This window comes from Streptomyces sp. NPDC058683, assembly GCF_042716195.1.
GTDB lineage: Bacteria > Actinomycetota > Actinomycetes > Streptomycetales > Streptomycetaceae > Streptomyces.
The window spans coordinates 233,795-248,320 of sequence record NZ_JBHXSK010000005.1; the positions used below are offsets into that span (position 1 = coordinate 233,795).

At 73.1% G+C, this 14,526-nt stretch carries 12 protein-coding genes; 7 read left to right on the forward strand and 5 right to left on the reverse strand.

The annotated features are described in order from the left end of the window. Window positions 1-972, reverse strand: a complete 972-nt coding sequence (locus ACFWXC_RS07810) for an FAD-dependent oxidoreductase (protein WP_384474702.1) — start codon at window positions 970-972, stop codon at window positions 1-3. A 65-nt stretch (window positions 973-1,037) separates the two neighbouring features. Here ACFWXC_RS07810 and ACFWXC_RS07815 point away from each other — a divergent pair, with 65 nt between their 5' ends. From ACFWXC_RS07815 to ACFWXC_RS07830, 4 genes are all read left to right on the forward strand, one after another. Continuing rightward, entirely contained in the window at window positions 1,038-2,060 is a 1,023-nt protein-coding gene (locus tag ACFWXC_RS07815) for an oxidoreductase (protein ID WP_384474705.1), read from the forward strand. A gap of 58 nt (window positions 2,061-2,118) precedes the next feature. Beyond that, a complete protein-coding gene (locus ACFWXC_RS07820) occupies window positions 2,119-3,759 on the forward strand; it encodes an ABC-F family ATP-binding cassette domain-containing protein (protein WP_384474708.1) in 1,641 nt (546 codons plus the stop codon). A gap of 109 nt (window positions 3,760-3,868) precedes the next feature. After that, a complete protein-coding gene (locus tag ACFWXC_RS07825; protein WP_384474711.1) occupies window positions 3,869-4,345 on the forward strand; it encodes a DUF1003 domain-containing protein in 477 nt (158 codons plus the stop codon). 67 nt (window positions 4,346-4,412) lie between these two features. Continuing rightward, complete coding sequence (locus ACFWXC_RS07830; protein WP_384474714.1) at window positions 4,413-7,013, forward strand: flippase-like domain-containing protein; 2,601 nt, start codon at window positions 4,413-4,415, stop codon at window positions 7,011-7,013. Between the two features lie 79 nt (window positions 7,014-7,092). Here ACFWXC_RS07830 and ACFWXC_RS07835 read toward each other — a convergent pair whose 3' ends face one another. Next, window positions 7,093-9,501, reverse strand: a complete 2,409-nt coding sequence (locus ACFWXC_RS07835) for a Tex family protein (protein ID WP_384474717.1) — start codon at window positions 9,499-9,501, stop codon at window positions 7,093-7,095. A gap of 122 nt (window positions 9,502-9,623) precedes the next feature. Further along, the gene (locus tag ACFWXC_RS07840) at window positions 9,624-10,493 is read right to left on the reverse strand and encodes a hypothetical protein (RefSeq protein WP_384474720.1); all 870 of its coding nucleotides are present in this window, start codon (window positions 10,491-10,493) and stop codon (window positions 9,624-9,626) included. A 138-nt stretch (window positions 10,494-10,631) separates the two neighbouring features. Here ACFWXC_RS07840 and ACFWXC_RS07845 point away from each other — a divergent pair, with 138 nt between their 5' ends. Both ACFWXC_RS07845 and ACFWXC_RS07850 read left to right on the forward strand, forming a co-directional pair. After that, window positions 10,632-11,591, forward strand: coding sequence for a GlxA family transcriptional regulator (locus tag ACFWXC_RS07845; protein ID WP_384474723.1), 960 nt, complete (start codon window positions 10,632-10,634; stop codon window positions 11,589-11,591). A 16-nt stretch (window positions 11,592-11,607) separates the two neighbouring features. After that, window positions 11,608-12,258 (forward strand): DJ-1/PfpI family protein, encoded by a 651-nt coding sequence (locus tag ACFWXC_RS07850; RefSeq protein ID WP_384474726.1) that lies wholly within the window; start codon window positions 11,608-11,610, stop codon window positions 12,256-12,258. Here the strand turns inward: ACFWXC_RS07850 and ACFWXC_RS07855 are convergent. Beyond that, complete coding sequence (locus tag ACFWXC_RS07855) at window positions 12,230-12,985, reverse strand: enoyl-CoA hydratase/isomerase family protein (protein ID WP_384474729.1); 756 nt, start codon at window positions 12,983-12,985, stop codon at window positions 12,230-12,232. The genes ACFWXC_RS07850 and ACFWXC_RS07855 overlap by 29 nt on opposite strands. Before the next feature lie 251 nt (window positions 12,986-13,236). On the opposite strand from ACFWXC_RS07855, the gene ACFWXC_RS07860 reads away from it, so the two are divergent. Further along, complete coding sequence (locus ACFWXC_RS07860) at window positions 13,237-13,731, forward strand: ATP-binding protein (protein ID WP_384474893.1); 495 nt, start codon at window positions 13,237-13,239, stop codon at window positions 13,729-13,731. 6 nt (window positions 13,732-13,737) lie between these two features. Here the strand turns inward: ACFWXC_RS07860 and idi are convergent, their stop codons facing one another. Beyond that, entirely contained in the window at window positions 13,738-14,331 is a 594-nt protein-coding gene (gene idi, locus ACFWXC_RS07865) for an isopentenyl-diphosphate Delta-isomerase (RefSeq protein WP_384474732.1), read from the reverse strand. Window positions 14,332-14,526: the final 195 nt, after the last annotated feature.

Here is a 14,526-nt window from a genome sequence, read left to right on the forward strand (position 1 = left end):
TCAGGCGGCCGGGCCCGGCTCCACCAGCCCGGCCGCCTGACGGGCACACCCCCAGGCCACCGTGACCCCGGCCCCGCCGTGCCCGTAGTTGTGCACCAGCACCCGTCCGTCCGGCAGGAGTTCACTCTCCAGCCGGACCGCGTCCCGGTACGGCCGCAGCCCCACCCGGTGTCCCAGCACGCGGGCTCCGGCGATCTCCGGCCGCACCGCCGCACACCGCGCCACGATCCCGGCCGCGATCTCCGGATCCGGCTCCAGGGACCAGGCGTCCTCCTGTGCGGTACCCCCGAGCAGCAACCCGCCGGGCTGCGGGAAGAAGTAGGTGGAGACACTCCCCTCGGACCCGCCCTCAGGTCCCCCTGCGGGCTCCTCGGCGGCTCCGTACCAGGTGCTGATCCCCGGGTTCTCCACCAGGACCAGCTGCCCGCGCACCGGCCGCACGGCCGGATCGGGGACCAGCGAACGAGCTCCGAGCCCGGTGCAGTTCACCACGACCGCCGCCGGCACCTCACCGAGCCCGCCCACCTCCCGCTCCTCGACCGTCCCGCCGGCCTTGCCCAACCGCTCCCGCAGCCAGGCCAGATGGACCGGCATGTCGATCAGCGGCAGGCGCGCCGAGAGCCCTTCGTCCGTGTCGGCCAGCCCCGGCACCCGCGCCGCCCACGGCCCCAGCGCGTCCAGCCGCAGCCCGTCGTGTACGCCCTCGACCAGGCGTACGCCCGTCTCCTCCGGCCGCGCCGCCAGTTCCTCGTACACGGCGAGGGATTCGAGCGCCCAGTCGCCGACCAGCCGCTCCGGCTCGATACGGTAGGGCCACCACAGCGCCCCCGCGACCGCCGAGGTCGTACGCTCGCCGCTCTCCCGCGCCCAGACCCGCACCCGGCGCCCGCCCTCGGCCAGCACCACCGCCGTGGTCAGCCCGACGACTCCGCCACCGACCACGATCACTTCGTCACCCAGCTCACGGTCCATGTCCGGACGGTAGCGGAATATGTCATGCCGCGCTCAGATGGTCCCGCTCTGGGGATACTCACAGCATGTCTGCCGCATACGCGACCTTCGGCCTGGCCCCGGCGATGCGCGCCGGCGGCGTCCGCGCCGACGGCGGCTACCAGGTCCACCGGGACTTCGTGGACTTCGTCGTCGACGGGTCCCCGCTGCTGTTCCAGCTCTCCGACCTGGACGCCGTCTCCCCGCTCGCCTCCGACATCCCGCCCGCGATCTTCACCGCCCAGGTCCGCAGCCTGTTGCTGGAGTCCGGCGCACCGCTGCCCGACGACCGGTACATCATCTACGGCTGCCCCGAGTGCGAGGACCTGGCCTGCGGCGCGGTCACCGCGGTCATCGAGCGGGACGGCGAGGACTACGTCTGGCGGGACTTCGCCTGGCAGACCGGCGAACACGCCGACCTGGAGCTCAACGGCTACCACGGCATCGGCCCGTTCCGTTTCCCCGGCCCCGAGTACCGCGAGGCCCTCGGCGCCCTCCTCGAAGACTCCGGCCCTCCGCCGGGCCGCCGTGTCCTGCTGATCGGCGCCCGCGTCGCCCTCCTCGCCAAGCTGGCCGCGGCCCTGCGCACCATCGGCATCGGCGCCGACATCACCCGCGACGCCGACGGCGTCCCCGCCGAGGAGCTTCGCGGCTACGGCGCCGTGGCCTTCGGCCCCACGGTCGGCGAGACCGAGCGGGCCGCCGTACGCAAGGCGTTCGACCGGGCCGGGGTGGAGGTCGCCTACGTCGACGGGCTCGCCCCGATCGTCCCCCTCCTCGTCGCCCAGATCGAACACGCCCTCGACCGCAGCCCGCTCCCACAGCGCCGCCTGACCCACCTGATCGCCGCCGACGGCGCGGCCGGCATCGAGGTCACCTCACCCTGCCGGGTCCGGCTCACGGCGTACCGCCTGGACCGGCTCTCCCGCCTGCACTCCCAGGATCTCTTCGACGGCGTCCTGGAACCGGGCAGCCACCGCATCCCCCTCGACGGCAAGGCGGCCAAGGACGGGTCCTACGTCGTGGCCCGGACCTCCGGGAGCGTCCTGGTGCAGGCCGTCGCGCGCTGACCGGGGAACGAAACGCGGCTGAGGGCGTGCTCACGGGCGCATTAGGATCGGCGTTCTGATGACTGCCACCCTCGTCGCCAAGAACCTCGCCGCCGGGCACGGCGACCGCTCCCTCTTCTCCCGGCTCGACCTCGTCGTCGCGCCCGGGGACGTGATCGGTCTGGTCGGTGCCAACGGCGCGGGCAAGTCCACGCTGCTCCGGCTGCTCGCCGGACTCACCGCGCCCGAGCAGGGCGAGCTGCGGCTCTCCCCGCCGACCGCGGCCGTCGGCCACCTGCCCCAGGAGCCGGAGCGCCGGCCGGGCGAGACCGTGCGCGCCTTCCTGGCCCGCCGCACCGGCGTCGCCGAGGCACAGCGCGTGATGGACGAGGCCACCCAGGCCCTGGTCGACGGGGCGCCGGGCGCCGACGACGCGTACGCCACCGCCCTGGAGCGCTGGCTCGGCCTCGGCGGCGCGGACCTGGAGGAGCGGGCCGAGGAGGTCGCCGACTCCCTGGGCCTGGCCGTCGACCTCGACCAGCCGATGACCTCCCTCTCCGGCGGCCAGGCGGCCCGCGCGGGCCTCGCCTCCCTGCTCCTGTCCCGCTACGACGTCTTCCTGCTCGACGAGCCGACCAACGACCTCGACCTGGACGGTCTGGAACGGCTCGAACGCTTCGTGACCGGCCTGCGCGCCGGCACGGTCGTCGTCAGCCACGACCGCGAGTTCCTCACCCGCACGGTCACCAAGGTCCTCGAACTCGACCTCGCCCAGGGCCGGATCAACCTCTTCGGCGGCGGCTACGACGCCTACCTGGAAGAACGAGACGTGGCCCGCCGGCACGCCCGCGACGACTACGAGGAGTACGCCGACAAGAAGGCCGCCCTCCAGGACCGCGCCCAGATGCAGCGCTCCTGGATGGACAAGGGCGTCAAGAACGCCCGGCGCAAGTCGGGCAACGACAACGACAAGATCGGCCGCAAGTTCCGCAGCGAGGCCAGCGAGAAGCAGGCCGCCAAGGCCCGCCAGACCCAGCGCATGATCGAACGCCTCGACGTCGTCGAGGAGCCGCGCAAGGAGTGGGAACTGCGCATGGAGATCGCGGCGGCCCCGCGCTCCGGCGCCGTGGTGGCCACCCTGCGGGACGCGGAAGTACGGCGTGGTGACTTCACCTTCGGGCCGGTCTCCCTGCAGATCGACTGGGCCGACCGGGTCGCGGTGACCGGCGCGAACGGGGCCGGCAAGTCGACGCTCCTGGCCGCCCTGCTGGGCCGGGTGCCGCTGGACGCGGGGCACGCCGCGCTCGGCTCCGGAGTCGTCGTCGGCGAGGTCGACCAGGCACGCAAGCTCTTCCACGGCACCGAGGCCCTGCTGGACGCCTTCTGCGCGGCCGTCCCGGACACCGAGCCGGTCGAAGTCCGCACCCTGCTCGCCAAGTTCGGCCTCAAGCAGGACCACGTCCTGCGCTCCGCGGCGACGTTGTCACCGGGAGAGCGGACCCGTGCGGCGCTGGCGCTGCTCCAGGGCCGGGGCGTCAACCTCCTCGTCCTGGACGAGCCGACGAACCACCTCGACCTGCCCGCGATCGAACAACTGGAGTCCGCCCTCGACACCTACGAGGGCACGCTCCTCCTGGTCACCCACGACCGCCGCATGCTGGACGCGATCCGGGTGACCCGCCGCCTGGAGGTCGAGGCGGGCAAAGTGTCGGAACGCTGACAACCGACCCGCACCCGCCGCTCAACCGAACCCGGCACTCCCTGCCGCGCTCTCGCCGCCCTCCCCGTACGCTGCGACCCGACGCGGATCACCAGGCAGGGAGAAGCCCATGAGCGCATCGCCGAAACGGCCGTCAGTCCGCATCGTGCACGAACAGGACGTCGTCGCGCGGATGCGCGGAACCCAGGACCGGATCGCGGACGCCATCACCGCCTTCGCCGGAACCATGACGTTCGTCTATCTGCACGCGCTGTGGTTCGCGGTCTGGATCGTCTGCAACGAGGGCGTGTTCGGCGACGACGCGATCTGGGACCCGTTCCCCTTCGGACTGCTCACCATGATCGTCAGCCTGGAGGCGATCTTCCTCTCCACCTTCGTGATGGTGAGCCAGAACCGCCAGGCCGCCCGCGAGAACGTCCGGGCCGACCTGGACTTCGAGACGAACGTCCGCTCGGAGGTGTGGTCCATCCACATGGGCCGTGCACTCGGCGTCGACCCCGTGGAGGTCGAACGGCGCGTCCAGGAACTGCTCGCGGAGAACCGCGCCCGGATGAACGGCACCGCCGGGCCGCCCGCGGGCACCTGAACCGTCGGGACAACTGTGTCTGCGTACAGTCATCTGACCGAAGCGCGGACCGCGGCCGCATGGAACCATGGGCGGGCGTCCGGGCGAGCCGGACCTGTGCCCGAAGGAGTCCGCGCATGGGCCGTCCTCGCCTCCCCGCCGGCGGCGGGACATGACCGACCGGCACGGCATCCTCCTGTCCTCGGACATCGTGGGCGCGGCCGAGGACGGCGCGGCGGCACCCGTCGTCCACGCCCGGCCGCCGCGCGACGTGCGCCGCGCCGCCGACCTGCTGCGGCTGCTGGTCTCCCTGGCCGCCCTCGCGGCGACGGTGCTGCTGGCGGTCGCCACCCGCGACTTCGCCCGCCGGGCGCAGCAGGGCCTGCTCTCCGCGGCCACCGCGCTGCCGCCGGACCTGCGCGACGGACTGGTCGGCACCCTTCAGGTGATCGCCATGCTCGCGCCACTGGCGGCCCTGGTCGTCCTCGTCGTACGGCGGCGGTTCGACGCGGTGTCCAGGGTGCTGCCCGCCGCGGCCCTGGGCGCGGCCGTCGGCTGGGCGCTCACCCGGGTCGCGCTGGCCGAGAGCAGACCCGAGTCATGGCCGGAGGTGCTCGTCGGCCGCGGTGGACTGCTGCACGCGGGCTGGCCGTCGGCCGTGTACCTGGCGGCCTGCGCCTCGGCGGTCGTCGCCGCGGGCCCCTGGCTGGCACGGCCGTGGCGGCGGGCGTTGTGGGCCCTGACCGTCGGGTGCGCCGCGCTCGGTGTGCTGGCGGCCTCGCTCGTCCCGCTGGACGCGTTCGGGGCGCTCGTCGTCGGCGGCACCGCGGGATCGGCCGTCCTGCTGCTCGCCGGCGGCCCGGCCGACCGCCCGCCGGCCCAGGCCGTCGCCGACGCCCTCGTCGCCTGCGGGATCCCGCTCGCCGCCCTCCACGAACTCCCGGCGGACCGTCAACTCCCCGGTGAGGGCCTCCTCTACGACGCGGAGACCACCGAGGGCGCGCGGCTGACCGTACGCGCCCTCGCCGCCGAGGACCGCAACCGCGACCTGTTCCACCGGCTCGCCCGGCGCACCCTGCTGCGGCACCCGGCCGACCCCGGCGAGCAGACACCGCTCGGCGCCGCCGAGCACGAACTGCTCATGCTGGTCTTCGCCGCCCGCACCGGTGCCCGGGTCGCCGAACCGGTCATCGCCTACCCGGTGACCGGCGGCGGGGCGGTCGTGGTGACCGTCGGGCAGGACGCCCGGCCGCTGTCCGCGCTCCCCGCCGAGGAACTGACCGACACGCTGCTCGGCGGGGTGTGGGCGGCCGTGGCCCGCATCCAGGAACACCGCCTGGCGCACCGGGCGCTGCGCCTCCAGCACATCCTCGTCGAACCGGACGGCGGGCCCCGGCTCACCGCGTTCGCGCGGGCGCAGCTGAACGCGCCGCCCGAGACGCTGGGCAGCGATGTCGCGGAACTGCTCGCCACCACCGCCGTACGCGTCGGACCGGTCCGCGCCACGGCGTGCGCACTGGCCGGCCTCGGCCGGGAACGGCTGACGAGCGCGCTGCCGTATCTGCAACCGCTCGCCCTGATCGGTCCCGCGCGCCGCGAGGTGGCCCGCTACGACCAGGCTCGCGCCCGGGAAGCCGCGGCAGGCGCCCGGCGCCGCACCCTGCGCCCCGGCGGACGGCCGAACCTGATGCACGACCTCGCCGCCGAGGTACGCACGGCATGCGACGCCCCGGCCGCCAAGCCGGCCCGGCTCGCCCGGTTCACCTGGCAGAGCGTCCTGGGCCTGGCCGGCGCGTTCCTGGTACTCCATCTCGTGCTGCCGCAGCTCGCCAACGCCCCGGCCGCGGTCCACGCGCTGCGTGACGCGAACTGGTGGTGGCTGCTCGCGGTCGTCCCCGTCACCTTCGTCTCCCAGGCCTTCTCGACCTGTCTGCAACTCGGCACCATCCCCGGGCGGCTGCCGTTCCGGGCCACGTACCAGGTGCAGTTCGCCAGCTCCTTCCTGAACCGGATCACCCCCGGCAATGTCGGCGGCATGGCGCTGAACCTGCGCTTCCTGCAGAAGACGGGGATCGAGACCGGCGCGGCGACGGCCTCCGTCGGGCTGCAGAGTCTGGCCGGCGCGGTCTCCAACGTCGTGGTCGCCACCGTGTTCTTCGCCGCCGCCGGACAGCGCCACGGCGGGGTGCACCTGGAACTGCCCGCCGGGTCGTACGCCCTGCCCGTGATCGCCGTGGTGCTGGCCGCCGGAGGGCTGCTCGGCGTCACCCCGCCGGGCCGCCGCTTCCTGCGCGAGAAGGTCTGGCCGTTCCTGCGCGCGGCCGGATCGACGCTGACCGGGATCGCCGCCGATCCCGCGAAACTCGCCCTCGGCGTCGTCGGCATGTTCGGCCTGCCGCTCGTCCAGGTCGTCGGACTCGCCCTCAGCCTCCACGCGCTCGGCGGTGACCTGCCCTTCGTCCAGCTCGGCGCCGCCTACATGGCGGCCCGCCTGCTCGCCAACGCGGCCCCGGTCCCCGGCGGGCTCGGTGCGCTCGAAGCGGGCCTCATCGCGGGCCTGACCGCGCTCGGCGTGCCGGCCGGCCCGGCCACCTCGGCGGTCCTGGTCTACCGGCTGCTCACGTTCTGGCTCAACGTCCCACTGGGCGGCCTCGCCCTCGGCTTCGTCCAACGGCGCGGCTACGTGTGACGCGCCCCTCAGGGGCGCGGGGAACTGTGCGACCAGCCACAACGGACCCGCAGGTCCCCACGACCCCCGGAGGGGAAGGTCAGCGCTTCCCCTTCTTCCCGCCGTCCAGCAACCCGGCCCGGCGCAACGCGTCAGCCATCGCACTGTTGGCCGGCGCCGGCGCCTGCCGCGCACCGCCGCCCTGACCCTGGCCCTGGCCGCCACGCCCGCCGCCCTGCTGCCGCTGCTGCGGCGGACGCCCGCCGCGCTGGCGCCGTTCGCCGCCCTCGCCCTGCCGGCCGCCGCCGCCCTGCGGCGCCGCCTCGTCGTCCAGCCGCAGCGTCAGCGAGATCCGCTTGCGCGGGACGTCCACGTCGAGGACCTTCACCTTGACGATGTCGCCCGGCTTCACCACGTCCCGCGGGTCCTTGACGAAGGTCTTCGACAGCGCCGAGACATGCGCCAGACCGTCCTGGTGGACGCCGACGTCGATGAACGCGCCGAACGCCGCCACGTTCGTGACGACCCCCTCCAGGACCATTCCGGAGGACAGGTCGGAGATCTTCTCGACGCCCTCCTTGAACGTGGCCGTCTTGAAGGCCGGACGCGGGTCGCGCCCCGGCTTCTCCAGCTCCTTGAGGATGTCGGTGACGGTCGGCAGACCGAACTTCTCGTCCACGAAGTCACCCGGCCTCAGCGAGCGCAGCACGCCCGTGTTGCCGATGAGCGCGGCCACCTCCTGGTGCGACTCCTTCACCATCCGCCGTACCACCGGGTACGCCTCGGGGTGGACGCTCGACGCGTCCAGCGGGTCGTCACCGCCGCGGATGCGCAGGAAGCCCGCGCACTGCTCGTACGCCTTCGGGCCGAGCCGTGCCACGTTCTTCAGCTGGCCGCGGGAGGTGAACGGGCCGTTGGTGTCCCGGTGGGCCACGATGTTCTCGGCGAGCCCGGAGGTGATGCCGGAGACCCGGGACAGGAGCGGGGCCGACGCCGTGTTCACGTCGACGCCCACGCCGTTCACACAGTCCTCGACCACCGCGTCCAGCGAGCGCGACAGCTTCACCTCGGACAGGTCGTGCTGGTACTGGCCGACACCGATCGACTTCGGGTCGATCTTCACCAGCTCGGCGAGCGGGTCCTGGAGCCGGCGGGCGATGGAGACGGCGCCGCGCAGCGACACGTCCATGTCCGGCAGCTCCTGGGAGGCGAACGCGGACGCCGAGTACACGGACGCGCCCGCCTCGGACACCATCACCTTGGTGAGCTTCAGCTCCGGGTGCTTGGTGATGAGTTCACCGGCGAGCTTGTCGGTCTCGCGGGAGGCCGTGCCGTTGCCGATCGCGATCAGGTCGACCGCGTGCTCCTTGGCGAGGCGGGCGAGCTTGGCGATCGCCTCGTCCCACTTGTTGGCCGGGACGTGCGGGTAGATGACGTCGGTGGCGACGACCTTGCCGGTCGCGTCGACGACGGCGACCTTCACGCCGGTACGGAAGCCGGGGTCCAGGCCCAGCGTCGCGCGCGTGCCGGCCGGGGCGGCGAGCAGCAGGTCGCGCAGGTTCGCCGCGAAGACGTCGACCGCCTCGTCCTCGGCCGCCGTACGCAGCCGCAGCCGCAGATCGATGCCGAGGTGGACGAGGAGGCGGGTGCGCCAGGCCCAGCGGACCGTGTCGGTCAGCCACTTGTCGGCCGGCCGGCCCCGGTCGGTGATCCCGAACCTGTGGGCGACGATGCCTTCGTACGACGACGGCCCCTCGACCGGCTCCTCCGGCTCCAGGACGAGGTCGAGGACCTCTTCCTTCTCGCCGCGCAGCATCGCCAGGATGCGGTGCGAGGGCAGCTCGGTGAACGGCTCGGCGAAGTCGAAGTAGTCGGCGAACTTGGCGCCCGCCTCCTCCTTGCCGTCCCGTACCTTCGCGGCGAGCCGGCCGCGCACCCACATGCGCTCGCGCAGCTCACCGATGAGGTCGGCGTCCTCCGAGAACCGCTCGGTGAGGATCGCGCGGGCACCCTCCAGGGCGGCCTGCGGATCGGCGACGCCCTTGTCGGCGTCCACGAACGCGGCGGCCGCGGCCGCCGGATCCACCGTCGCGTCGCCGAGCAGCCCCTCGGCCAGCGGCTCCAGGCCGGCCTCCCGCGCGATCTGCGCCTTGGTCCGCCGCTTCGGCTTGTACGGCAGGTAGATGTCCTCCAGCCGCGCCTTGGTCTCGGCGCCCCGGATCTGCGCCTCCAGCTCCTCGGTGAGCTTGCCCTGCTCGCGCACCGACTCCAGGATCGCCGTCCGGCGCTCCTCCAGCTCCCGCAGATAGCGCAGCCGCTCCTCGAGCGTGCGCAGCTGCGCGTCGTCGAGCATCTCGGTCGCTTCCTTGCGGTAGCGGGCGATGAAGGGCACCGTCGAACCGCCGTCGAGCAACTCCACGGCAGCCTTGACCTGCCGCTCCCGTACGCCGAGCTCCTCGGCGATCCTGCCTTCGATGGACCCTGGAACCAGGGACCCGGGTGTCGTCACGATCCCGTACCGCCTTCTCCACTGAGGTTGCGCGGCAATTGTGGCAGGTGACACCGACAACCGGGGCCCAGGGCACCCTTCCGCGACACGAAGTCGCCGCGCGGGCGCTCAGCCGACCGCTTTCACCCCTTGCCGACCAGATCCGCCGGAAAGGCGCCCGCGGCGAGGGCCGCTCCCGCGAACCCCTTCGCCAGCTCGGTCAGCCGGGCCACCCCGCCGGCCCCCAGATGCTCGTACGGCGCCCGGTCCAGCCGGTCGGTCTCCGTCTCGATCTCCGCCCGCAGGGCCGCTCCGGCCTCGGTCAGCTCGCCCGCCGCGTCGAGCAGCCCGCGCTCCCGCAGCCGTGCCACCGTCGCGTCCCAGTCGTCCTGGCTCCAGCCCCGCGTGGCGAGCACCCACTTGGGGTTCATGCCCTTGCCGGTCGCGGTGTGGGTCACCACCGCCTCCAGCCCGTCGAGACCGGCCGCGACGAGTACCGCGAGGTGCCCGTCGCCGCGGTGCTCGCGCAGCAGCGTGGTCGCGTGCCAGTAGGCGAGGTGGGGCTCCTCGGGCACCGGCAGGTCCGCGTGCGCCGCGTACAGCGGGCGGCCGGGGCGGGAGCAGGCCTCGGTGGCGCGCAGCGCCAGCCGCGCGGCCTCGGCCATCTCGTCGGAGGCCACCGCGTCCGCGCCGAGCAGCCGCCGCAGGGAGGCGTCGACGGCACGCGCGCGTGCGGCGAGGACGTCGCCGGGCGACGCGATCTCCCAGACGGCCGGGACGTGCCGGGCCACCAGTTCGTACTTGTAGTTGTAGAACGTGGCCGTCACCGTGCCGGGCCCGACCGGCCCCAACGCGGCGGCCCGCACCGCGAAGTTGACGGCCCGCGGGTGGGTGACCCCGAGTGCGGCCAGTTCTTCGGCCAGCTCGGGGCTGAAGAAGTGGGTCGCGTGCAGGGAGTTGAGCAGGGTGTGGCAGCGGCGGCCGGCGCGCGGCTCCAGGACGGCAGTGGTCATGGCGAGCACGTTACCGACTGGTCGGTACGGACTCCAGTGTCCTGTCCGACCCGACGCCGAAGTGTTCGGTGCTCCATGGCGGAAAAGGTGGGAAGTTCGTCATTGCGGCCATCGCCGCGCCCGCGAAGAATCGATGACATGACGCAGCGAACCGTTCTCGTCGTCCTCTTCGACGGTGTCCAGAGCCTCGACGTCACCGGCCCCGTGGAGGTCTTCATGGGCGCCGAGGCCCAGACTCCGGGCAGCTACCGCATCCGTACGGCCTCCCTGGACGGCGCGCCCGTGCGCACCTCCAGCGGGCTGACCGTCGTACCGGACACGGCCCTGGCCGAGGCGTCCGAGCCGCACACGCTCCTCGTGCCCGGCGGACAGGGCACCCGGCGCCACGACCCGGCCCTGGTCGACTGGCTGCACGAATACGGGCCGCGCACCGGACGGCTCGTCTCCGTCTGCACCGGCGCCGTCCTGCTCGCCGCGGCCGGACTCCTGGACGGCCACCGGGTCACCACCCACTGGGCGTACTGCGACAAGCTGGCCCGCGACCATCCGGCCGTCGACGTCGACCCCGACCCCATCTACGTCCGGGACGGCCGGGTCGCCACCTCGGCCGGCGTCACCTCCGGCATCGACCTGGCGCTCGCCCTCGTCGAGGAGGACCTGGGCCGGGACGTGGCGCTCACCGTCGCCCGGCACCTGGTGGTGTTCCTGCGCAGGCCCGGCAACCAGGCCCAGTTCAGCGTGCAGCTCGCCGCCCAGACCGCACAGCGTGAACCGCTGCGGGAGGTCCAGCGGTGGATCAGTGAGCATCCGGACGGCGAGCTCGGTGTCGAGGCGCTGGCCGCCCGCGCCGCCCTCTCGCCCCGCCACTTCGCCCGCGCCTTCCAGGCCGAGACCGGCATGACGCCCGGCCGGTACGTCGACCGGGTACGGCTGGAACACGCCCGCCGGCTCCTGGAGGACACCGGCGACGGCGTCGAGGAGGTCTCCCGGGCCAGCGGCTACGGCACGCCCGAGGCGATGCGCCGCGCCTTCCTCAAGGCCCTCGGCACGACACCCGCCGAATACCGGCGCAGATTCCGGCCGGCACCCGTCGGTTGACCCGATTAGGAGAGCCATGCAGATCGCGATCGTCCTCTACGAGCGTTTCACCGCCCTCGACGCGGTGGGGCCGTACGAGACCCTGGGCCGGCTCCCGGACTCCGAGGTCGTCTTCGTCGCCGAGCGAGCCGGTCCCGTCCGCACCGACAACGGGAACCTCGCCCTGGTCGCCGAGAAGACCTGCGCCGAGGTGCCCCGCCCCGATGTCCTGGTCGTCCCGGGCGGCCCCGGCCAGACCCCGCAGATGGGGAACCGGGCGCTCCTCGACTGGATCCGCACCGCCGACGCCACCAGCACCTGGACCACCTCCGTGTGCACCGGTTCCCTGCTGCTCGCCGCCGCCGGTCTGCTCGACGGGCGCCGCGCGACCTCGCACTGGCTGGCTCTCGACGAGTTGCGGACGTTCGGCGCCGAGCCGACGGGGGAGCGGGTCGTCACCGACGGCAAGTACGTCACCGCGGCCGGCGTCTCCTCCGGCATCGACATGGGGCTCGCCCTGCTCGGCCGTATCGCCGGAGACGCCGTCGCCCAGGCCGTGCAGCTCGGGATCGAGTACGACCCGCAGCCGCCCTACGACGCGGGTTCCCCGCAGAAGGCGCCCGCCGAGGTCGTCGAGCTGCTCCGCTCGAGGAGCCGGTTCATCCTCGGCCAGGGACAGCCCAGCTGAACCGCGGCTGACGGCGCTCCAGGAACGCGGCGACGCCCTCGGCGGTGTCGCCGCTGCCGCGCGCCTGCTCCGTCCAGTGGCCGTCGCGGTCGGTGCGGCCGCTCGCGAACTCCTTCGCCGCCGCCTGCGTCAGCTGGGAGCGCGCGACCAGGATCCGGGTGAACTCGGCGACCCGCCCCTCCAGTTCGCCCTCGGGCAGCACCTCGTCGACCAGGCCGGTGCGCAACGCCCGCTCCGTGCCGATCAACTCGCCGGAGTACAGCAGGTACTTGGTGGTGGCGGGGCCGACCAGGGAGACCAGGCGGCGGGTGGAGGAGGCCGGGTAGACGATCCCGAGCTTGGCCGGGGTCACGCCGAAGAGGGCGCCCTCCGCGGCGAACCGGAGGTCGCAGGCGGCGGCGAGCTGCGAGCCGCCGCCGACGCAGTGGCCCCGGACCGCGGCGAGGGTCGGCTTGGGGAACGCGGCGAGCGCCTCCTCGGCGGCGCAGGCGAGGGACTGTGCCTCGGCGGGGGAGCCCTGGAGGGTGGAGATGTCGGCACCGGCGCAGAAGGTTCCGCCCTCGCCGGTCAGCACGAGGACCCGGACGCCCGGGTCGGCCGACAGCTCGTCCAGGAGGGGCGGCAGGGCTCGCCACATCGCCGCGGTCATCGCGTTGCGTTTGACCGGGTGGTGGATGACCACCGTGGCCACGGCGTCGGTGACCTGATGGGAGAGGTGGGGCTCCATGGCCGGGATGTTATCGGCGTGACGGAGGCGGGGATCGACGCGGCCCTGCCCCAGGTGTTGCAGTACAACCGTAATAGTGCGCGAAGTCGGCTTTCGTGGAACAGGAGCGGTCTCACAACCGACCTTGTCATGCGTCGATGGTCAGAACCGTTCGATAGTTGCTGACTTGTGTTCAGTCATCCGGTGCGGAGGGGGTCGTTGCCAACACTCGTGGTGTGGTGACAATCGAGCGCGAGGGTGGCGACCGGACCATGGAGAACCACGGGCGCGGGCATGACCCGCGTCCAGAGGGAGGCGGTGCTCCGCTGCCGGATCCGCTGCCGTACGAAGGAGTCTGGCGGTTCACCGCCGCCGCCGTGGACGCCTCGGTCCCGCAGGCGCGGCGCGCCGTACGGGACCTGCTGCAGCGCCAGGGCGTCCCGGTCTCGGAGGACCTGGTGTACGGGCTGCTGCTGATCGTCTCCGAGCTGGTCACCAACGCGGTCAAGCACGCGGCGCTGCTGTCGCCGGTGCTCGCCGTCGAGGTCGCCGTCGGCGCCGAGTGGGTGCGGGTGTCGGTGGAGGACAACCACCCCTACCGCCCGACCGCCCTGGAGGCCGATCACGGCCAGACCGGTGGCCGCGGGCTGCTGCTGGTGCGGGAGGTGGCCAGGGAGGCGGGCGGGGTCGTGGACGTGGAGCACACGTCGAGCGGCGGCAAGGTGATCTGGGCCGCCCTGCCGCTCAAACCCGCGTCGCTGCCGTGAGGCCGCTCACCAACCCGCGGAGGGGCCCGTCAGTTCCCTGACCGCCGGACGGGCCGCGTCCAGCACGGTCATGAACCACGACGAGAAGGGGTCCCGGGCGTGCCGCTCGGTCAGCTCGGCGGCCGTCACGAAGGCGGTCTCCCCGACCTCGTCCGGGTCCGGCGAGAGCGGCGCCTGCACCATGCCGACGAAAAGGTGGTTGAACTCCTGCTCGACCAGTCCGGAGGCCGGGTCCGGGTGGTTGTAGCGGACCGTGCCCGCCTCGCCGAGCAGGGACGGGGAGACCCCGAGCTCCTCGAAGGTGCGGCGGGCCGCCGCCGCGAAGGGGGCCTCACCGGGGTAGGGGTGGCCGCAGCAGGTGTTGGACCACACACCGGGGGAGTGGTACTTGCCGAGCGCGCGCTGCTGGAGCAGGAGTCTGCCCTGTTCGTCGAAGAGGAAGACCGAGAACGCCCGGTGCAGCTGCCCGGGTGGCTGATGCGCGGCCAGCTTCTCCGCGGTCCCGATGGTCACACCCTTCTCGTCGACGAGTTCAAGCAAAATCGCGTCCGTTGTGCCCTTCGACGTGCTGTGCGTCGCGGTGGCAGGTGTGATCGGCATACCCATCCTTCGCCTCGGTCTTCGTACCAAGTCTGCCGTACGAATCCGACACTCCCGGCACTTCCCGGCACGGGCACGCCGGAAGAGGGACCCGGTAGTTGATCGTGCCCTACGGGTGCGAACGGGAACCGTCCGGGGGTGTCGAACACAAGGACGCCGGGGGAGCCCGGACCGGTGCGTTCCGGTGGCCCGAGG